Raw genomic sequence first — 20325 nt, 5'->3', positions numbered from 1 at the left:
TCAGCGTGCGCGCAGATCCTTGCGCAGGATCTTGCCGGATGCCGACTTGGGAATGGCGTCGATGAACTCGACCTGCCTCACCTTCTCATGAGGCGCGACATGGGCGGCGACGTGCGCCATCACCGCATCCGCGTCGAGGTCTGCTCCCTGCTGCGCGACCACGAACGCCTTGGGTACCTCCTGTCCATCCGCGTCGGGCACGCCGATCACGGCCGCATCGGCGATGGCCGGATGCTCGAGCAGGACCGCCTCGAGCACGGCCGGCGCGACCTGGTAGCCCTTGTACTTGATGAGCTCCTTGAGACGGTCGACGATCCGGAAGATGCCGTCGTGCGTCACCGTCGCCACGTCGCCGGTGTGAAGCCAGCCGTCGCTGTCGAGCATCTCGGCCGTCGCATCCGGCCGGTTGAGGTATCCGGCCATCACCTGGGGACCGCGGATCAGGAGCTCGCCGGGGTCGCTTGCGCCCTCGGCCGGCGCAGTGACATCGGAGCCGTCCTCCGCGACGAGACGCGCCTCCGTGTTCGCGAGCAGCATCCCCACGGACGAGCGGTCGATGTCAGGGCGGTCGTACGGGATCGCGTGCGTGACCGGGCTCGTCTCCGTCATTCCGTAGCCCTGACAGACCGTGCACCCCAGTCGATCGGCCACTGCGGATGCGAGAGCGCCGTCGAGCGGAGCAGCCCCCGAGAAGATGACCTTGATCGCGGAGGTGTCGTACTGATCGATGAGCGGATGCTTCGCGAGCGCGACGGCGATCGGCGGCGCGATGAAGACCCAGCTCGTCCGGTGCTCCTGCACGACCCGGAGGAACTCCGTCAGGTCGAACTTCGGCATCGTGACCAGAGCCGCGCGCTGGCGCAGCGCGAAGTTCAGCAGCACCGTCATCCCGTAGATGTGGAAGAACGGCAGGACGGCGAGTACTCGGTCGTCGTCACGGAGAGAGATCGTCGAGCGGCACTGGCTGACGTTCGCGATCAGGTTGCGGTGGGTCAGCATGACGCCCTTGGGTCGGCCGGTCGTGCCCGAGGAGTAGGGGAGTACGGCGAGATGCGTCGCCGGGTCGAAGCTCACTTCGGGAGCGGGGCGACCCTCGCCGAGCAGGGCAGGCAGCGACGGATGCCCCTCGGCGCCGTCGAGGACGATCACGTGGTCGACGGCGAGTCCGACGGCGTCCGCGGCGGCCTTCGCGCCCGGCAGCAGCGGCGAGACGGTGATCAGCCACGTCGCCTCGGCGTCGGTCAGCTGGTTCGCGATCTCCTCGGCCGTGTACAGGGAGTTGATCGTGGTCGCCGTCGCTCCTGCCCGCAGGATGCCGTGGAAGACCGTCGCAAAGGCCGGGATGTTGGGACAGAGGACCCCGACCTTCGTCCCGACGTCCACCCCTCGCGCTGCAAGCGCGCCCGCGAAGAGGTCGATCTGGGCGATCAGCTGACGGTAGGTCGTGGTGGCGCCGCTGACTCCGTCGACGAGGGCGACTGCGTCGAGACGGTCTTCCTCGACGTCTCCGAAGAGGAACTGGTGGATCGAGACCGCGGGGATCTCGACATCGGGATAGGAACTGCGCACCATGAGATCTCCTTCGATCCGGGTCATCGACGACGCCGTCTGATGCGATCCAGTGTCGCACAGGAGGAGACCCGGTCCCAGGGGTATGGAGGACACATGACCGAGGTGCCGACGCCGCGGAGAGTAGGCTGATCCGGTGAGCGATGCAGAGACCCTGAGCAGAGGGCCTCGCGCCTATACGGCATTCATCGGAATCGGCCTGATCGCAGGCCTCCTCTCCGGCCTCTTCGGCGTCGGCGGCGGCACGGTGATCGTTCCGCTGCTCGTGCTCTTCCTGCATTTCAACCAGCGTCTCGGCGCCGGCACGTCGCTTGCAGCGATCGTCCCGACGGCGACGGTGGGCGTGATCTCCTACGCGATCAACGGATCGGTGGCGTGGATCCCCGCTCTCATCCTGGCGGCAGGCGCCGTGGTGGGTGCGCAGATCGGCACGCGGCTGCTGCCGAAGATCTCGCAGACGGTGCTGCGCTGGTTCTTCGTCGGCTTCCTGGCGATCGTGATCGTGAGCCTGTTCCTGGTCGTCCCTTCGCGCGACGCCGAGTTCGAGCTGGAGCTGCTCAACGGGCTCGCGCTGCTCGCGGTCGGAGTCGGCACCGGAGTCCTCGCCGGTCTGATCGGTGTCGGCGGGGGCGTGATCGTGGTGCCCGTGCTGATGCTCGCATTCGGTACGAGCGACCTCGTGGCCAAGGGCACGTCGCTGCTCATGATGATCCCGACCGCGATCTCGGGCACCATCGGCAACCTGCGCAATCACAACGTCGATCTCGTGGCCGCGGCGATCGTCGGGGTCTCCGCCTGCACGACCACCGCGCTCGGAGCCTGGCTGGCCACTCTGATCGACCCCACGGTGGGCAACATGCTGTTCGCGGCATACCTCGTGGTGATCGCGGTGCAGATGGCGATGAAGGCGATCAAGGGGCGCAAGAAGAAGGACTGAACGCCCTTAGTTCCGGCTTACGGGCACCGCGCCCCATGACCGAGAAAGTAGGATCGAGGGGTGGCAGTCAACCAAGATCTGGTCGGCCGGGAGTTCCCGCCGACGTCCCCCTACCTCGTCGGCCGTGAGAAGGTGCGTGAGTTCGCGCGTGCCGTCTTCGCCGATGCACCGCAGCACACCGACGTCGAGGCGGCTCGCGCAGCCGGTTTCGCCGACGTCGTCGCGCCCCCGACGTTCGCGATGGTCATCCAGGACCACACTCTCCAGCAGCTCCTCGCCGAACCGGACTCCGGCATCGTCCTGGCGCGCACGATCCACGCCGAGCAGAAGTTCGCGTACTCGCGCCCCATCGTCGCGGGTGACGAGCTCACAGGTCGACTGCGCGTGACCGGCATCCGCATGATGGGCGGCAACGCCATGATCACCAGCGCGGCCGAGATCACGGATGCCGACGGCGAGCACGTCGTCACCGCCACCAGCGTGCTGCTGGTCGGCGCGGAAGAAGGAGCCGAGTGATGCCGTTCGCTGTCGGAGACGTCGTCGCGGAGCGCACCGTCCATCTCACCCGCGAATCGCTCGTGCGGTACGCAGGAGCATCGGGTGACTTCAATCCGATCCACTACCGGGACGACATCGCCGCCGAGGTGGGTCTGCCGGGAGTGCTCGCGCACGGCATGCTCACGATGGGCATCGCGTCGTCGGTGGTCGTCGCGGCTCTCGAACCGGGAACGCGGATCCTCGACTACGGCGTGCGCTTCACCAAGCCGGTCGTGGTGCACCCGACCGAGGGAGCGGACCTCCACGTCATCGCGACCGTCGGTGCCGTCGACGACGAGTCGACTCGGATCGATCTCAAGGTCACGTTCGCTGAGACGACGGTCCTCGTCAAGGCGCAGCTGCGCGTCGCCTCCTGATGGGTGGCGCTGTGCACGAGGTCGAGCCGCTGAGGCTCGCGACTCTCACGACCCTGCGCACGGGAGGCGCCCCGGAGCGCATGCTCGAGGCATCGACCACGGCGGAGCTGATCGACGCGCTCACCGATGTCTGGTCACGCGGCGACGAGTGGTTCGTGCTGGGCGGAGGATCCAACCTGTTCATCGGCGACGAGTCGTTCGAGGGGACGGTCATCCGCGTCCTCACCCGCGGCATCGAGGAGCTGCCCTCGCCGCACGAGGGACGCATCAGGCTGCGTGTGCAGGCGGGGCATGGCTGGGACGATCTCGTCGCCTATGCGGTCGAGCACGGTTACGCCGGTCTCGAGGCGATGAGCGGCATCCCGGGCACCGTCGGCGCCTCGCCCGTGCAGAACATCGGGGCGTACGGGCAGGAGATCCAGGAGACCCTGGTCGAGGTCGAGCTGATCGACGAGGCCACCGGCGAGGTGTCGGTGGTGCCGGCATCCGAACTGGGGCTCGGTTTCCGCACCTCCGTGCTCAAGCATCACTACGGCAGCGTGCCGCAGCGTCGGGCCGTCATCCTGTCGGTCACGGTCGACCTTCTCGTCGCTGACGAGCGCGTGGTGCGCGGCGAGCAGCTCAGGAGGGCGCTGGGTCTGGACTCCGACGCCCCGGTGCCGCTGACCTGGGTACGCGAGCGGATCCTCGCCACCCGCGCCTCGAAGGGGATGCTGCTCGACGAGAACGATCCGGACACCCATGGCGTCGGCTCGTTCTTCCAGAATGCGATCGTGCCGGAGGTCGTGGCCCGTGCTCTGCCGCCCGAGTGCCCGCGGTGGCCGGTGACCCCGGATCTGGATACCGTCACGGTGATCCCGCTCGCCTCGTACGACGGGTATGTCCCTCCCGCCAAGCCGGAGGCCCCCGACGTCAAGGTGAGTGCAGCGTGGCTGATCGAGCAGGCCGGAATCCGCAAGGGGTTCAAGCTGCCGCGCTCGCGCGCCTCGGTCTCGACGAAGCACGCGCTCGCCCTCACCAACCGGGGCGGGGCGACAGCGGCCGAGGTCTCGGAGCTCGCACGATTCATCCAGAGCCGCGTCCATTCGGAGTTCGGTCTCGTGCTGCAGCCGGAGCCCGTGCTGCTCTGCGTCGAGCTCTGAGTCGCGACGCAGCGAGCCCGCGCCCGCCTGACAACGTCGCCCGTTCGCCGTACACTCGCGGCATGAGCGGACTGATCCCGTACCTGCTGTTTCCCGGAAACGCGGCCGAAGCGCTGGAGCACTACCGTGACGTCTTCGGAGGAGAGCTTCAGCTCGTCGACTATGCCAGTGCGGGTCGTGCAGACGGTCCGGCCGATGCGGTCGCCCACGGGCAGCTCTCAGGACCGGTCGAACTGGCGGGAGCCGATGCCGGCGCGGACGACGATGCCGTGCAGATGAGCGGGATGTTCCTCTCTCTGCTCGGCACCGCCGACGCGTCGACGCTGACGAGCTGGTTCGACCGGCTGTCAGAGCACGGCCGAGTGACCGACGCCCTGCAGAAGCGCGTGTGGGGCGACTACGACGGCACCGTCACCGACCGCTACGGCATCCGCTGGCTGATCGGCTTCCACGACGAGGACTGATCTCGTCGCAGACCGGCCTCAGGCGAACAGACGCTGCAGTCGCTGCACACCCTCGAGGAGCTGGTCGTCGCCGAGCGCGTACGACATGCGGATGTACCCGGAGGGACCGAATGCCTCGCCCGGGACGACGGCCACCTCGGCCTGCTCGAGGATGAGGTCGGCGAGCTCGAGCGAGGTCGTCGGCGTCTTGCCGCCCCACGTGCGTCCGAGCAGACCCTGCACGTCGGGGTAGACGTAGAAGGCGCCCAGCGGGTTCGGCACCACGAGTCCGTCGATCTTCGACAGTTCGGACACGATGAGGCGGCGGCGGCGGTCGAACGCCTCGCGGAACTGCTCGGCTTCGGTCTGGGGCCCGTTGAGGGCAGCGATCGCCGCCTTCTGTGCGACGTTGTTGACGTTGCTCGACAGGTGGGACTGCAGGTTCGCGGCGACCTTGATGGCATCCGCCGGTCCGACCATCCAGCCCACGCGCCAGCCGGTCATGGCGTAGGTCTTCGCGACGCCGTTGACGAGGATCGTCTGCCCCGCCACCGCGGGCACGGCCTCGACGATGGAGGTCGCCTTGACGCCCTCATAGGTGAGGTTCTGGTAGATCTCGTCGGAGATGACCCAGATGCCGTGCTCGAGTGCCCACTCGCCGATCGCCGCCGTCTCCTCGGCCGTGTACACCGATCCGGTGGGGTTGGAGGGCGACACGAACACGAGCGCGGTCGTGCGCTCGGTGCGAGCGGCCTCGAGCTGGTCGACGGTGACCTTGTAGTCCTGATCGGCGCCCGCGAAGACCTCGACCGGCGTGCCGTCCGCAAGACGGATCGCCTCGGGGTAGGTCGTCCAGTACGGCGCAGGCAGAAGCACTTCGTCGCCCGGGTTCACCACGGCCTGGAACGCCTGGTAGACCGACTGCTTGCCGCCGTTGGTCACGATGACCTGGCTCGGCGAGACCTCGAGGCCGGAGTCACGCAGCGTCTTCGCGGCGATCGCCTCGCGCAGCGCGGGCAGGCCCGGAGCCGGGGTGTACCGGTAGCTGGCGGGATCGGCGAGCGCCTCGGCGGCCGCGTCGACGATGAACTGCGGGGTCGCGAAATCGGGCTCGCCGGCGGCGTACGAGATGATCGGCTTGCCTTCGGCCTTGAGTGCCTTGGCCTTGGCATCGACCTTGAGGGTCGCGGATTCGGCGATGGCGGAGAGCTTGCGGGAGAGAGGAGCGCGTTCGGTCACGACTACGAGCGTACCCGGGTCGACCCCGCCGATGACGGGTGAATGGTCGTCAAGAATCACGGTTCTTTCGTGCTGATGCTCTCCGCTCAGGCGGTGTTCATGCCGTGCGCGCGCGCGACGGCATCCAGGGTGATGCGGCCGCCCTGGACGTTGAGGCCCTGGGCCAGTGCGGCGTCGTCGGCTGCTGCACGCTCCCACCCCTTGCCGGCGATCGCCGAGACATAGGGGAGCGTGGCGTTGGTCAGTGCGCGCGTGGCCGTCTCGGGCACCGCGCCCGGCATGTTCGCAACGCAGTAGTAGATGGAGTCGTGCACTGCGAACGTCGGGTCGTCATGCGTCGTGGGGCGCGAGCCTTCGAAGCATCCGCCCTGGTCGATGGCGATGTCGACCAGCACGGATCCGGGCTTCATGGTCGCGACCATGTCGTCGGTCACGAGCTTCGGCGCCGCAGCCCCGGGGATGAGCACGGATCCGATGACCAGGTCGGCCGTCGCGAGCTCTTCGGCGATGTCGTACCGGCTCGACGCGCGAGTCTGCAGAGCACCGCCGTAGCGGTGCTCGAGCTCGCGGAGTCGCGGCAGCGAGATGTCGATGACGGTCACCTGTGATCCGAGCCCGAGCGCGTTCGCGGCCGCGTGCTCACCGGCGACACCGCCGCCGATCACGACGGTCTTGGCGCGCGGGGCGCCCGCGATGCCTCCCATGAGCACGCCCCGTCCTCCTGCGGATCGCATGAGGGAGTATGACCCCATCGTCACGGACAGGCGTCCCGCGATCTCGCTCATCGGCACGAGCAGAGGGAGGCTGCGGTCGGGCAGCTGCACCGTCTCGTAGGCGACGGCGGTGGTGCCCGCGTCGACGAGCGCCGTCGTCAGCGCTCGGTCGGCGGCCAGATGCAGGTAGGTGAAGAGGGTGAGATCCGAGCGCAGGAACCCGTACTCCTGGGCGATCGGCTCCTTGACCTTGATCAACAGCTCCGCCTCGCCCCACGTCTCCTCGGCGGTGTCGACGATCTCGGCACCCGCGATCCGATAGGCCTCGTCGGAGATGCCCGAACCGACGCCCGCCCCGGACTGCACGAGCACGCGGTGGCCCTCGTGCACCAGACGGTCTGCGCCTGCGGGGGTGAGCGCGGTGCGGTTCTCGTTGTTCTTGACCTCGGTCGGCACGCCGATCTTCATCGATCCTCCAAGTGACGGTTGCGTGAGTGCATTTCAGAATCGCAGAAACTTCGATCATTCGACAGAATGCCTGAAGAAGATTCGCGCTTCGGCTGATTCCTGCATAATCGTTCGTATGGAGACGTCACCCGAAACCCCTCAGCCGAATACCCTTCGGGCGCCGGCGCTCGACGCGATCGATGCGAGGATCGTACAGCTGCTGAGCGCGGACGGTCGGATGACGAACGCCGAGCTCGCGGGTCACCTCGGAGTCGCGCCGTCGACCGCGCACGCGCGTCTGCGCGCACTCGTCGAACGCGGAGTCATCAGCGGCTTCCATGCCAGCGTCGACGAGCGGAAGTTGGGCGCCGGCCTGCAGGCCATCATCGGAGTGAGCCTTCGACCGAGCGCTCGACGCGAGAGCATCGTCGAGTTCGCCGACCGTGTGCGCGCTCTGCCCCAGGTGATCCAGGTCTTCTTCCTCGGCGGCGATGACGACTTCCTGCTGCACATCGCGGTGGCCGACTCATCGGAGATGCGGGAGTTCGTGCTCGAGCATCTGTCGGCCCAGAGCAGCGTCGCCTCGACCAGGACCAGCATCGTGTTCGACTATCACCGCAACTCGGTGGCTGCGTCGTTCCGCTGACGCGCGTGACGGCGGGCGGAGCGCCGCTCTCGCGGCCGCACGCAACGTATATTGCATGGCTTCTGGCGCGAACCTAGGGTGAGGGCGGGGACGGAGCAGCCGATGCGCACGCGGCGGGCTTCCGCTGGGGGTTGCGATGGGGCGAATGATCGACGACGCGGAGTTGGCCGGCTGGCTCGCCCGGCTCTCGGGCGGACTGTGGCCGTCATCGATCGGAGGCGCCGAGGCGTTCGCGTTTCCCTCGTGGTTCTCCGAGCAGATCATTCGCCTCGACGGTCGAATCGGCATGCTGCAGCTGTCGAACTTCGGCGCGATGAAGGCCGACGATCCGGATGCGTTCGAGGCGACGCTGCTTCGCAGGTCCATCGGCTCGACCATGCTCTACAGCACCCTCGAGACGGCGCACACCGTGAGCTACGAGCGAGCGATCGCCGAGGGCGAGGACATCATCATCGTCGGGATGGTGCAGCAGGGCGGGCAGCGCCTGAACACCGCGGCGGGGGTGCAGGCCATGGGCGTCGGCCGCGTCGGCTTCATGTCGAGCCTGGGCCCATCGGCCGTCGAGCAGTTCGGGGTCACCAACTCGACCGGGGTCGTCGTTCCCGTGGCGGCCCTCCCCGGCTATCGGCACGTCCTCGCTCGAGGGGCCGACATGTTCCCGGACACCCCACTCACCCGGGCAGCGGGAGCCTCACTCGCGCGGATGCTGTTCGAGTGGGCGCAGGATCCGGATCAGGGTCAGGGGGCGCTCGCCGGCACCGAGGCGGCGCTGATCGCGCTCGTGCGAGGGCTCTTCCGACAGTTCCCCGGCGACGGCGAGACCAGCCGGACGAGTGAGTTCCGCGCGGAGGCGGGGCGCATCATCGAGCGGCGGCATCGTGATCCGGCATTCGGCATCGCAGAGCTCGCCGCCGACCTGCACGTCAGCCGTCGCCAGCTGTTCCGCCTGTATGAAGGTGCCGACGAGAGCCCCGCGAGCCGCTTGCTGCGTCGGCGTCTCGTGACGGCGCGCGAAGAGCTGCTGTCGACGCCCCCGCAGGACCTTGCGGCGGTCGCAGCCCGCTCCGGTTTCGCCGACGCGTCCGCGCTTCGGGCCCAGTTCTCCCGGCACGTGGGGCACAGTCCCAGTGCCTTCCGCCTCGCGGCCCGCACGCAGCCGCCGCGTCTCGCCGAGGCGATGCTGCTCAGCGACGAGCAGTCCGCCCCGACCGCCTGACCGAGGCCGGCCCATCGGGCCGACCCGGTCGGGGCTGTCCGTCGCGGACCGACGCGCGCGCCCGCGGGCCGGCCGTGTGCTGTCCGGCTGCTTCGCCGACTCCGACAGAGAGTGACACATGATCGCGAATCTGGTGCCAACGCGGGTTCTGCGTGCCGGGCCGAGCGCACCGGGTGACGCAACGTCCTGCGGCGCTTCCGGATCGTCGGAGCCGCTCCTAACCTGAACCTGCCCGTGTCCCCAGGCGGGCCATGACGGCAGATCGCGACGGAGCTCCGCTCCTGGCGCATCGGCCGTCACGGCTTCCGGACGCGGCGGGATCGCCCGTCCGGAAGTTCGGGGGACAGGCGCGAAAGCGTCGGGCATGACGGACCACCTGCGCGAGGGCGCGGGTGGACGTGCGGGTGCTTCGGTCAGGGGAGACCGGGGCACCCGCGAATCCCCCTCGGCGTCACGCGCCGAACGAGGAAGGCAGCGCGCAGTAGTCGGCGAAGCGCCGCGTCGGAGCCGCCGGGTCCGTCACGTCGACGATCGCGCCGGCGATCGAGTGCGGGGCCTCATCACCGGCGAGCTGCCACACGATGAAGTTCCAGAGGCCCCTCGCCGTCGGGCTGAGCAGCACTGCCGGGCCCGAGACGATCAGGACCGTCGCCGGATCGGAGCCGGTGCGGAACGGAGCGATCACGTCGCCGCGCAACGCCGCTTCATCGGCATCCGTGCTGTGCGCACGCTCGACGTGCTGCCCGGCGGCGATCAGCGCCGTCGCGAGGTCGTCCGCCGCTCGACGCGAGCGCTCGGCATCCGCTCCGGCGACCGCGATCAGTCGGCGCCCTCGCGGGTAGAGGTGAAGGAACTCGGACGAGATGTCGGACCACACGTCGCTCATGTTCTCAGGCTACGCCCGCCGGCGACGGCGGGCTCCGGCGGTCCTCCGCATCACGCACGAGGAGCCCCTCGGCTGCCGATGGCGGCATCCGAGGGGCTCCTCGTCAGAGTCTCAGGCCTCCTCGACGAGGAACCTGCTGTAGGCGCCGAGTGTGAGGAACGCCGGGAACTCCTCCTGCAGGGCGACGTCGCGGAACACCGACGCGGCATCGTCGAACCTGTCGCCGTCGTGCCGGTCGACCTCGCCGAGGACCTCCGCGATCAGGCTCTCGACGTAGTCGGCGGTGATCGCGGTGCCGTCCTCGGTGGAGCGGTCCTGGTGGATCCACTGCCACACCTGCGAACGGCTGATCTCCGCCGTCGCGGCATCCTCCATCAGGTTGTCGATCGCCACGGCGCCGAGCCCTCGCAGCCATGCCTCGAGGTAGCGGATCGCCACCGACACGTTGTCGCGCACGCCCTGCGCGGTGATCGGCCGCCCGATGTGCAGGTCGAGCAGCTGCGACGCGGTCACCATGACCTCGGGGCGCTGGCGGCCGACCTGGTTCGGGTGGTCGCCGAGCACGGCGTCGAACTCCGCCAGCGCTGTGGGGATCAGATCGGGGTGCGCGACCCACGTGCCGTCGAAGCCGTCGCCGGCCTCGCGCTTCTTGTCGGCGGAGACCTTCTCGATCGCCCGCTCGGTCACCTCGGGGTCGCGGCGGTTCGGGATGAAGGCGCTCATGCCGCCGATCGCGTAGGCGCCCCGCTTGTGGCAGGTCTGCACGAGCAGCTCGGTGTACGCCCGCATGAACGGCACCGTCATCGTGACCTCACTGCGGTCGGGGAGCACGAAACGCGCGCCGCGGCCGCGGTAGTTCTTGATGATCGAGAAGATGTAGTCCCAGCGCCCGGCGTTGAGACCCGCGCAGTGGTCGCGCAGCTCGTAGAGGATCTCGTCCATCTCGAAGGCCGCGGGCAGGGTCTCGATCAGCACGGTCGCGCGGACGGTGCCGTGCGGGATGCCGATGTACTCCTCGCTGAAGGAGAACACGTCGTCCCACAGCTTCGCCTCCTCGCTCGACTCGATCTTCGCGATGTAGAAGTAGGGGCCCCGACCGTTCGCGATGAGCTCCTGCGCGTTGTGGAAGAAGTACAGGCCGAAGTCGACGAGCGAGCCGGATGCCGCCGTGCGGCGCCCCGCGCGGTCGGTGAACTGCAGGTGCTTCTCCGGCAGGTGCCAGCCACGCGGACGCATCACGATCGTCGGTGTGCGCTCGGCGGTGACGTGGTACTCCTTGCCTTCGGGGGAGCGGAAGGACAGCTCGCCGCGGATCGCGTCGCGCAGCGACAGCTGCCCCTCGACGACGTTCTTCCAGGTCGGACTCGTGGCATCCTCCTGGTCGGCGAGCCACACGCGAGCACCCGAGTTCAGTGCGTTGATCGTCATCTTCGGGTCGGTCGGACCCGTGATCTCGACGCGGCGGTCCTCGAGACCCGGCCCCGCGCCTGCGACCCGCCAGTCGGCATCCGCGCGGATGTGCGCGGTGTCGTCGCGGAAGCGCGGGTCGTGGCCGTTGCCGATCTCGAACCGACGGCGCATCCGGTCGGCGAGCCGATCGTGGCGGCGCGAGGCGAATCGGTGGTGCAGCTCGGTGAGGAAGGCGATCGCCTCGGGGGTGAGGATCTCGTCGTAGCGGTCGCGCAGCGGACCGGTGACCGCGATCGCCGGACCCTGCTGCGTGGTCTGGATCGGAGCCGTGGTCGGGCTGGTGGTCGGGGGAGCGATGGGAGTGGTCATGATCGTGTGTCCTTCACAAGTGGCTCAGTGGAACTGCGCGGCTTCGGTGGAGCCGGCGAGGGCGAGGGTCGCGCTGTCGGGGTTGAGCGCGGTAGAGATGACGTCGAAGTAGCCGGTGCCCGCCTCGCGCTGGTGCTTGGTGGCGGTGTAGCCGTTCGCCTCCGCGGCGAACTCGGCCTCCTGCAGCTCGACGTACGCGCTCATGGCGCGTTCGGCGTAGCCACGGGCGAGGTCGAACATCGAGTGGTTCAGGGCGTGGAAGCCGGCGAGCGTGATGAACTGGAACTTGTAGCCCAGGTCAGCCAGCTCCTGCTGGAACGTCGCGATCTCGGCGTCCGACAGGTGGCGCTTCCAGTTGAAGCTCGGTGAGCAGTTGTAGGCGAGCAGCTTGCCCGGGAACTCGGCATGGATCGCGGCGGCGAACTCACGTGCCAGCTCGATGTCGGGTTCACCCGTCTCGACCCACAGCAGATCGGCGTACGGCGCGAAGGCGAGGCCTCGGCTGATGACCGACTCGATGCCGGGGCGGATGCGGTAGAAGCCCTCGGTCGTGCGCTCGCCGGTGGTGAACTGCTGGTCGCGCTCGTCGACATCGCTGGTGAGCAGGTCGGCCGCGAGAGCATCCGTCCTGGCGATGATCACCGTCGGGACTCCGGCCACGTCGGCGGCGAGACGCGCGGCGTTCAGGGTGCGGATGTGCTGCTGCGTCGGCACGAGCACCTTTCCGCCGAGGTGGCCGCACTTCTTCTCGCTCGCGAGCTGGTCCTCCCAGTGGATGGCTGCGGCACCGGCCTGGATCAGCGACTGCGCGAGCTCGTAGGCGTTGAGCGGTCCTCCGAAGCCCGCCTCGGCGTCGGCGACGATCGGCGCGAGCCAGTCCTGCGTGACATCGCCCTCGGCGTGCTCGAGCTGGTCCTGACGGATCAGCGCGTTGTTGATGCGACGCACGACCGCCGGCACCGAGTTGGCGGGGTACAGCGACTGGTCGGGGTAGGTCTGACCGGCGAGGTTGCCGTCGGCCGCGACCTGCCAGCCCGAGAGGTAGATGGCCTTGAGGCCCGCCCGCACCTGCTGCACCGCCTGCCCGCCTGTGTAGGCGCCCAGTGCCCGGACGTAGTCCTCGGTGTGCAGCAGGTTCCACAGGTTCTCGGCTCCGCGGTGCGCGAGCGTCGCGTCCTCGCGGACCGAGCCGCGGACGCGGATGACGTCCTCTGCCGTGTACGTGCGCTCGACGCCGTCCCAGCGGGGATCCGTCTCCCAGATCTCCCGGAGCTCGGCGGCCGTCTGAACCTGGTCCCCGGCGCGCAGCCCTGCGGGGCGGGGGGTGTGGTTCTGGGCGGTGTTCGTCATGGTGTCTCCTCCGTTGGATGCCCGGACCGTGAAGCCGGGTGGCGTGTTTCCACTGTGTGTGAAGTTCGCACCCTTCGATGGCCGATGGGGGAGTGAAGATCAGCTAAAATTCTGTTTCTGTGACAGAATCGGCCGCATGAGCACTCCAGCGGTCGAAGAAGACGCCGACGCCCTCACGATCGGACGCCGCATCCGTCAGCTGCGCACGGCGCGCGGGATGACCCTCGACGACCTCGCGGCGGCGGTCGATCGAGCGCCCAGCCAGATGTCGATGATCGAGACGGGCAAGCGCGAGCCCAAGCTCACGCAGCTGCAGTCGATCGCGCGCGCTCTCGGCGTCACGATCGACGCGCTGCTCGAGGGCGAGCCGCTCGATGAACGCAGTGCGATCGAGATCGCCCTCGAACGGGCCATGAAGGGGCAGACCTTCCAGGCTCTCGGCATCGAGCCCTTCCGGATCGCGAAGAGCATGCCGACGGACGCGCTCAAGGCCCTGCTCGCACTGCACGGCGAGATCGACCGGCTCAAGGATGAGCGCGCGGCCACTCCCGAGGAGGCCAGGCGCGCGAACGTCGAGCTCCGCCACCTCATGCGGCGGCAGGACAACCACTTCGCCGATCTCGAGACGAAGGCGGCGGAGATCCTCGCGGCGGTCGGGCACCCCGGCGGACCCCTCACCCAGCGGACGGCCTCCGAGATCGCCGCCTACCTCGGATTCACCCTGCACTACGCCCCGGACCTGCCGCAGACCACCCGCAGCGTCGCCGACCTCGCGAACGGACGTCTGTACCTCTCGAGCAGCGTCCCGGCCAAGGGGGATGCCCGGACCGCGGTGCTGCAAGCGCTGTCCAGCCGCATCCTCGGTCACTCCGAGCCGCGCAGCTATGCCGAGTTCCTGCGCCAGCGCGTCGAGACGAACTACCTCACCGGGGCGCTGCTGGTGCCGGAGGCCCACGTCGTGCCGGCGCTGAAGGATGCGAAGACGCGCAGGGCGATCTCGATCGAGGATCTGCGCGACGCGTACTCGGTGTCGTACGAGACCGCTGCGCACCGATTCACGAACCTCGCGACGCGCCACCTCGACATCCCCGTGCACTTCCTCAAGGTGCACGAGTCGGGCACGATCACGAAGGCGTACGAGAACGATGACGTGAACTTCCCGACCGATCGCCTCGGATCGATCGAGGGGCAGATGTGCTGCCGCCGATGGACCAGCCGCGTGGTGTTCGACGAGGACGACCGCTTCAACCCGTACTACCAGTACACGGACACGGGCAACGGCACCTACTGGTGCACGGCCCGCGTCGAGGCGTCGAGTGAGGGACTGCACTCGGTCAGCGTCGGCGTGCGATTCGACGACACGAAGTGGTTCGTCGGGCGCGACACCCCGCATCGCGGAGTCTCGAAGCACTCGGTCGAGGTGTGCTGCCGGCGGGCGCCCGCCGACCTCGAAGGGCGGTGGCGCGAGAACTCCTGGCCGAACGTCAGGACCCCGCGCACTCTGCTCGCCACACTGCCGACCGGGGCCTTCCCGGGCGTCGACACGACGGATGTGTACGAGTTCCTCGAGGCGCACGCGCCGCGCTGAGCGCCCGCACGCGCCGCGCTGAGCGCCCGCACGCGCCGTCGATTCCGGTCGCCTTCCTGTCACGAGGAGGGGGTTGAGCGAACAACGAACACGTGTTAGGTTTTCGCAGGTCGGAGCGCCGCGCTCGGCGGCGCCGTTCTCGATGAGGAGACACGATGAAGCGATGGATGAGCACGCTGGCGACGATCGGACTCGTGACTGCGGGCCTGACGGTCGCCGGGCCCGCGACGGCCGGCGGTGGACGCCCCGGCACCGGTGACCTGAACCGCTGGGCGGTGGACACCTGGCACTCCCTCGACGCGATGACCGATGAGGAGACCGGCCTTCCCGCCGACAACGTGAGCGGCGACCTCGAGACGCCGAGCGCCTACACCTCGCCGACGAACATCGGCGGATACCTGTGGTCGACGGTCACGGCTCGCGACCTCGGAGTCATCAGCGACGAGGAGGCGCGCGATCGCATGTCGACGACGCTGGAGACACTCGGAACCCTCGAGCGCAACGACGCCAGCGGCATGTTCTACAACTGGTACTCGCCGACGACCGGCGAGAAGCTCACGACATGGCCCGACTCGGGAGACCCGGTGCACCCGTTCCTCAGCACGGTCGACAACGGGTGGCTCGCCGCCGCACTGCGCATCGTCCGCGAAGCGGAGCCCGACCTCGCGCAGCAGGCGGACGCGCTGTACGACTCCATGGACTTCGCGGCGTTCTTCGACCCCGAAGGCGCGGCAGGACTCCCTGCAGGCACGAACCGCGGGGGCTTCTGGGATGCGGCTCCGCCGGACTGCAGCGTCGAGGCGCCGATGTACAACGGCTCGGGGGACACCGCGTTCTACACGTGCCACCACTACGACACGACCGTGAGCGAGAGCCGCATCGCGACCTACCTCGGCATCGCGAACGGTCAGATCCCGGCCACGGCCCTGTACGGCACGCATCGCACGATGCCTCCCGGGTGCGACTGGGCGTGGCAGGAGCAGCTCCCTCAGGGCGAGTACCGCACCTATGACGGCGTCGAGGTGTGGGAGGGCGCCTACGCATATGACGGGATGTCGTTCGTGCCGAGCTGGGGCGGCAGCATGTTCGAGTCGCTGATGCCCGACCTGCTCGTGCCGGAGACCACGTGGGGTCCGCGTTCGTGGAAGCTCAACCACCCGATCACCGTCGCCGTGCAGAAGCAGCACGGGCTGGACGAGGCCGGATACGGCTATTGGGGCTTCTCGCCCGCGAGCGACCCGTTCGGCGGGTACGCGGAGTACGGGGTCGACGTAGCCGGGATGCGGGCGGACGGGTACACCTCGGACGCGGAGAAGACCGACGTCGACATCGACAGGCCCGGATGCACCACGGGGACCGATCCCGCTCCGGAGTTCGGTGACGGGGTCGTGACGCCGCACGCCGCGTTCCTGGCGCTTCCGTACGATCGCACGGGCGCGCTCGACAACCTGCGCGGCATCGAGACGGACCTCGGCGCCTACGGCCCCGGCGGGTTCTTCGACGCGGTGGCGGTGAAGAGCGGCACGATCGCCGAGCGCTACCTGTCGCTCGACCAGTCGATGATCATGGCCGCGATCGGCAACGAGCTCACGAAAGATACACTCAAGGACTACTTCGTGGATCGCGACATGGAGCAGCGCCTGCGGCCCGCCATGCGGCAGCAGGTGTTCGGCTCGTCGTGGGGAACGGGGAACGGCCACCACGGCTGAGGTCCGCGCTTTCGCGCCGAGAGACAGGACGGGCGCATGAGCACGGATGAGCAGCCGATGGCGGCGCGACGGCCTCGCGGTCCCTACGCCACCGGCCAGGCGCGCAGGCAGGCGATCGTCGACGAAGCGCTCGCGGTGTTCTCCCGCACGGGATTCCACGGTGGATCCCTGCGGGAGATCGCGAAGCGCGTCGGCGTGACGCCGACCGGCCTGCTGCACCATTTCGCGGGCAAGGAGGAGCTCTTCGCCGAGGTGCTCCACCAACGTGACGAGAAGGTGCGGGAGGCGGCGGGCGACCCTGCCGAGCACACCCTGATCGAACAGGCCACGCGCGTCGTCGCGCACAACCAGACCTCGCGGGGTCTCACCGCCCTCTACGCGATCGTCTCGGCGGAGGCCACAGACCCCGGCCACCCGTCGCACGCCGACTTCGCCGCCCGATACCGCGAGCGCGCCGTGGCCGCAGAAGAGATCCTGCGGCGAGGTCAGGCCGACGGAGAGGTGCGCGAGGACATCGACCCCGCTCGGGCGGCCCGGCTGATCAGCGCGGTCATGGACGGCATCCAGCTCCAGTGGCTCCTCGACGATTCCGTCGGCATGGTCCCGCTCTTCGAGGAGTTCGTCGGGCGCTACCTCCACCCCGCCGAACGACGGCCCGACTGAAGGGCGCGCGGATGGCGGAGGCCCGGCATCCGCCCACTCCGCCGGGCGGGGACCGCCGGCCGTTCGGTCGAGGACCCCGGTTCAGTCCCGTGCGGTCTGCAGCAGCGTCCACAGCTCGGCGCGGGCGGGGAACGACGAGAGGTCGCTTCCCAGGAGCGCTCCGGCCTGGGCGATCCGCGACCGCAGCGTGTGGCGGTGCACACCGAGTGCCGCCGCCGCAGGATCCGCCTTCGCATCGTGCTCGAGCCAGGTGCGCAGGGACCGTTCGAGGTCGCCGCCGGATCGCGCGTCGTGGTCGCGGATCGGCGCGAGCCGCGATTCGGCGACCAGCCGGGCCTCATCCGTGGCCAGTGCGCTGAGGATGCTGGATCCGGCGGCATCGGCGAAGTGGAACACCCCGGCGCCGGACTGCTGGCGCAGCGCCGCGAGCGCCTGTGCGTGGGCTCGGGAGAACGCGTCGTACGACTCGGAACCGGACGCGCCGATGCGGATGCCGAACCGGGTGGCGACCTCGTCGAGCAGTGCGTCATCGGCCATGGACAGGCAGAGCACCACGCCCTCGGATGATTCGGCGAGGAAGCTGGCGGTGCCGTGCTCGGCCCTGCGCCGATCCCACCAGTCGGCGAACGGGCCGGTCGGAGCATCCGCGGCGATCGCGACCACCACGGGTGCCGAGGGCATCGAGCCGAGGACCTTCCGCGCGAGGGACGGATCGTCGTCGAGCAGCGAGCTCAGCAGCTGCGAGTTCAGCCGACGCTTGCTGCGGGCGAGCTGGTCGCTCTGCTCGAGCGCAAGTCCGGCCATCGCGATCACCGACGTCACGACCGTGCGCGCCTCGGCGTCGAGCGCATCGACAGCCAACGCGATCACCCCGCGCAGGTGTCCGCCGCGCCCCACCGTGAAGAGCGTGAACGTCTGATCGTCGATCGTGAGCGACTGCCCGGCCTCGAGCCCACGGGTGAGGATCTCGGTGACCCGTTCGCCGAGCTCGGTCAGTCGTCCTGCAGTGACGGCCGATCGGGGGTGCGACAGCTGCAGGGCGCCGGACGCGTCGTACATTCCGGCCCAGACATCCAGACGGCGGCCGAGCTCTGCGACGGTCGCGTCGAGTCCGCGGGGGCGCAGCGCGGCCAGTGCGAGTGCGCGCTGGGTGTCGAGCGCCCACGACCTGCGGGCGTAGGCCTGCGCCGCGATCGCTTCGGAGTGCGCGCGGGCGACGGCGATGAAGGGCGTGCGATAGGGGACTTCGAAGAGGGGGATCCCGCGGCGTGCGCACTCGAGGATCAGCTCGTCGGGGATCGCGGCACGGTGCACGTCCGTGCCGAATCCGAGGCCGAGCACCCCGCGATCCGCCAGCCGCCCGACGTAGACGTCGAAATCGGTGCCGACGTCGAACTGGGTACCCGTCGTCAGCAGTGCGAGGTCCTCGGCGAGGAACGGCGTCGGGTCGGCGAGGTCGGAGCTGTGCACCCACCGCAGGGCGCGATCGAGGGCGCCGTCCGGAAGGCCGTCCGCGTCCGAGATCAGCACGAGCCCGAGATCGCGGCGCCGGAAGAGAGCGCGCAGCGTGGGCTGTTCGGCGTCGTCCATGCGCTGCGGTCCTCTCGGCATCCGGATCAGCGCTTATACGGTCGGGCGATGACCTCTCCCAGATTGTACAGCCGGGCGAATGCGCCGACGCCGGATGCGGTCGTACGCTCACGGACATGGCTCTCCTCGACACCGCAGCTGTTGCAGTCCCGCTCGGCGGACCCGACCTCCCCCAGGAGCGTCGTCTCGTCACCGACCTTCCCGGCCCCCGCTCGGCCGAGATCCTCGCCCGCAAGGCCGATGCCGTCGCCGCCGGCGTCGGGCACACGGTTCCCGTCGCGGCCGTCGCCGCCGGCGGGGGAGTGGTCGTGGATGCCGACGGCAACTCGCTGATCGACCTCGGCTCCGGCATCGCCGTGACGACCGTCGGCAACGCGCACCCCAAGATCGCCGCAGCCGTGGCCGCGCAGGCCGCGCAGTTCACGCACACCTGCTTCATGATCTCGCCGTACGAGTCGTACATCGGTGTCGCCGAAGCGCTCAACCGCCTCACTCCCGGCGACTTCGCCAAGAAGAGCGCCCTGTTCAACTCCGGCGCCGAGGCCGTCGAGAACGCGATCAAGATCGCCCGCAAGCACACCGGTCGCCAGGCCGTCGTCGCCTTCGACCACGGCTACCACGGCCGCACCAACCTCACCATGGCGCTGACCGCGAAGTCGATGCCGTACAAGAGCGGCTTCGGCCCGTTCGCCCCTGAGGTGTACCGTGCGCCGATGTCGTACCCGTTCCGCGACGGTCTCGACGGCGCAGAGGCCGCCGCCCGCGTGATCCTGCAGCTCGAGAAGCAGATCGGCGCCGACAACCTCGCCGCCGTCATCATCGAGCCGATCCAGGGAGAGGGCGGCTTCATCGTCCCGGCGGAGGGCTTCCTCCCGGCGATCGCCTCGTGGTCCCGCGCGAACGGCGTCGTGTTCATCGCCGACGAGGTGCAGACCGGCTTCGCCCGCACCGGCCACATGTTCGCGAGCGAGATCTTCGGCATCGAGCCCGACCTCATCACGACCGCCAAGGGCATCGCGGGCGGTCTGCCCCTCGCCGCCGTCACGGGGCGCTCCGAGATCATGGACGCCTCGCACGCAGGCGGCCTCGGCGGCACCTACGGCGGAAACCCGATCGCCTGCGCTGCGGCGCTCGCCGCGATCGATGTGTTCGAGAACGACGGCGTGATCGAGCGCGCTCGCGAGATCGGCGAGATCCTCACGGCACGCCTCGGAGCCATGCAGGAGAAGGACACCCGCATCGGAGACATCCGCGGCCACGGCGCCATGATCGCCGCCGAGTTCGTCGACCCCGAGACCAACGCGCCCGACGCCGCCCTCACCTCCGCGGTCGCCAAGGCCTGCGTCGCGCAGGGCGTCATCGTCCTGACGTGCGGCACCTACGGCAACGTCATCCGGTTCCTCCCGCCGCTCTCGATCGGCGACGACCTCCTGAACGAGGGCCTCGACGTCGTCGCGGCCGCGCTCGCCGCCACCGCGGGCTGACAGACCAGCA

The 20325-nt window shown here is 69.2% G+C and carries 18 protein-coding genes; 11 read left to right on the top strand and 7 right to left on the bottom strand.

Annotated features, from left to right (window positions below; translation table 11 throughout):
- Positions 1 to 1572 (bottom strand): AMP-binding protein, encoded by a 1572-nt coding sequence (locus tag LQZ85_RS01895; RefSeq protein WP_056280284.1) that lies wholly within the window; start codon positions 1570 to 1572, stop codon positions 1 to 3.
- Positions 1573 to 1705: 133 nt separating this feature from the next.
- Here LQZ85_RS01895 and LQZ85_RS01890 point away from each other — a divergent pair, with 133 nt between their 5' ends.
- The 5 genes from LQZ85_RS01890 to LQZ85_RS01870 all read left to right on the top strand — a co-directional run bounded on the left by LQZ85_RS01890 (position 1706) and on the right by LQZ85_RS01870 (position 5026).
- Entirely contained in the window at positions 1706 to 2506 is an 801-nt protein-coding gene (locus LQZ85_RS01890; RefSeq protein WP_056279751.1) for a sulfite exporter TauE/SafE family protein, read from the top strand.
- 60 nt (positions 2507 to 2566) lie between these two features.
- A complete protein-coding gene (locus tag LQZ85_RS01885; RefSeq protein ID WP_056279753.1) occupies positions 2567 to 3022 on the top strand; it encodes a MaoC family dehydratase N-terminal domain-containing protein in 456 nt (151 codons plus the stop codon).
- The gene (locus LQZ85_RS01880; RefSeq protein ID WP_056279756.1) at positions 3022 to 3420 is read left to right on the top strand and encodes a MaoC/PaaZ C-terminal domain-containing protein; all 399 of its coding nucleotides are present in this window, start codon (positions 3022 to 3024) and stop codon (positions 3418 to 3420) included. The genes LQZ85_RS01885 and LQZ85_RS01880 overlap by 1 nt, the downstream gene beginning before the upstream one ends.
- A gap of 11 nt (positions 3421 to 3431) precedes the next feature.
- A complete protein-coding gene (locus tag LQZ85_RS01875; protein WP_056279758.1) occupies positions 3432 to 4562 on the top strand; it encodes a UDP-N-acetylmuramate dehydrogenase in 1131 nt (376 codons plus the stop codon).
- 62 nt (positions 4563 to 4624) lie between these two features.
- Entirely contained in the window at positions 4625 to 5026 is a 402-nt protein-coding gene (locus tag LQZ85_RS01870; protein WP_230100390.1) for a VOC family protein, read from the top strand.
- 18 nt (positions 5027 to 5044) lie between these two features.
- Here the strand turns inward: LQZ85_RS01870 and LQZ85_RS01865 are convergent, their stop codons facing one another.
- Both LQZ85_RS01865 and ald read right to left on the bottom strand, forming a co-directional pair.
- Complete coding sequence (locus tag LQZ85_RS01865; RefSeq protein ID WP_053099212.1) at positions 5045 to 6244, bottom strand: pyridoxal phosphate-dependent aminotransferase; 1200 nt, start codon at positions 6242 to 6244, stop codon at positions 5045 to 5047.
- Between the two features lie 86 nt (positions 6245 to 6330).
- Positions 6331 to 7425, bottom strand: coding sequence for an alanine dehydrogenase (gene ald, locus LQZ85_RS01860; RefSeq protein WP_056279762.1), 1095 nt, complete (start codon positions 7423 to 7425; stop codon positions 6331 to 6333).
- Positions 7426 to 7540: 115 nt separating this feature from the next.
- On the opposite strand from ald, the gene LQZ85_RS01855 reads away from it, so the two are divergent.
- Both LQZ85_RS01855 and LQZ85_RS01850 read left to right on the top strand, forming a co-directional pair.
- Positions 7541 to 8050 (top strand): Lrp/AsnC family transcriptional regulator, encoded by a 510-nt coding sequence (locus LQZ85_RS01855; RefSeq protein ID WP_053097462.1) that lies wholly within the window; start codon positions 7541 to 7543, stop codon positions 8048 to 8050.
- Between the two features lie 145 nt (positions 8051 to 8195).
- Positions 8196 to 9266, top strand: a complete 1071-nt coding sequence (locus LQZ85_RS01850; RefSeq protein ID WP_056279764.1) for an AraC family transcriptional regulator — start codon at positions 8196 to 8198, stop codon at positions 9264 to 9266.
- A gap of 451 nt (positions 9267 to 9717) precedes the next feature.
- On the opposite strand, the gene LQZ85_RS01845 is transcribed toward LQZ85_RS01850, so the two are convergent.
- The 3 genes from LQZ85_RS01845 to aceA all read right to left on the bottom strand — a co-directional run bounded on the left by LQZ85_RS01845 (position 9718) and on the right by aceA (position 13281).
- Entirely contained in the window at positions 9718 to 10152 is a 435-nt protein-coding gene (locus LQZ85_RS01845) for a hypothetical protein (protein ID WP_056279767.1), read from the bottom strand.
- A 111-nt stretch (positions 10153 to 10263) separates the two neighbouring features.
- Entirely contained in the window at positions 10264 to 11931 is a 1668-nt protein-coding gene (gene aceB, locus LQZ85_RS01840) for a malate synthase A (protein WP_230100389.1), read from the bottom strand.
- Between the two features lie 24 nt (positions 11932 to 11955).
- Complete coding sequence (gene aceA, locus LQZ85_RS01835) at positions 11956 to 13281, bottom strand: isocitrate lyase (RefSeq protein ID WP_056279769.1); 1326 nt, start codon at positions 13279 to 13281, stop codon at positions 11956 to 11958.
- Positions 13282 to 13417: 136 nt separating this feature from the next.
- On the opposite strand from aceA, the gene LQZ85_RS01830 reads away from it, so the two are divergent.
- From LQZ85_RS01830 to LQZ85_RS01820, 3 genes are all read left to right on the top strand, one after another.
- Complete coding sequence (locus LQZ85_RS01830) at positions 13418 to 14869, top strand: helix-turn-helix domain-containing protein (RefSeq protein WP_053097458.1); 1452 nt, start codon at positions 13418 to 13420, stop codon at positions 14867 to 14869.
- A 167-nt stretch (positions 14870 to 15036) separates the two neighbouring features.
- Positions 15037 to 16578: a glucoamylase family protein gene (locus LQZ85_RS01825; RefSeq protein WP_230100388.1), complete on the top strand. Its 1542-nt coding sequence runs from the start codon at positions 15037 to 15039 to the stop codon at positions 16576 to 16578.
- 36 nt (positions 16579 to 16614) lie between these two features.
- Positions 16615 to 17241, top strand: a complete 627-nt coding sequence (locus LQZ85_RS01820; protein WP_230100387.1) for a TetR/AcrR family transcriptional regulator — start codon at positions 16615 to 16617, stop codon at positions 17239 to 17241.
- Between the two features lie 81 nt (positions 17242 to 17322).
- On the opposite strand, the gene LQZ85_RS01815 is transcribed toward LQZ85_RS01820, so the two are convergent.
- On the bottom strand, positions 17323 to 18831 hold the full coding sequence (locus LQZ85_RS01815; protein ID WP_056279774.1) for a PucR family transcriptional regulator ligand-binding domain-containing protein: 1509 nt from the start codon (positions 18829 to 18831) through the stop codon (positions 17323 to 17325).
- A 116-nt stretch (positions 18832 to 18947) separates the two neighbouring features.
- Here LQZ85_RS01815 and gabT point away from each other — a divergent pair, with 116 nt between their 5' ends.
- Complete coding sequence (gene gabT / locus LQZ85_RS01810) at positions 18948 to 20315, top strand: 4-aminobutyrate--2-oxoglutarate transaminase (protein ID WP_053097454.1); 1368 nt, start codon at positions 18948 to 18950, stop codon at positions 20313 to 20315.
- Positions 20316 to 20325 lie beyond the last annotated feature (10 nt).

The sequence above is a fragment of the Microbacterium sp. Bi98 genome, assembly GCF_918698045.1.
Classification (GTDB): Bacteria; Actinomycetota; Actinomycetes; order Actinomycetales; family Microbacteriaceae; genus Microbacterium.
This window is presented reverse-complemented; position numbering and strand designations above follow the sequence as displayed.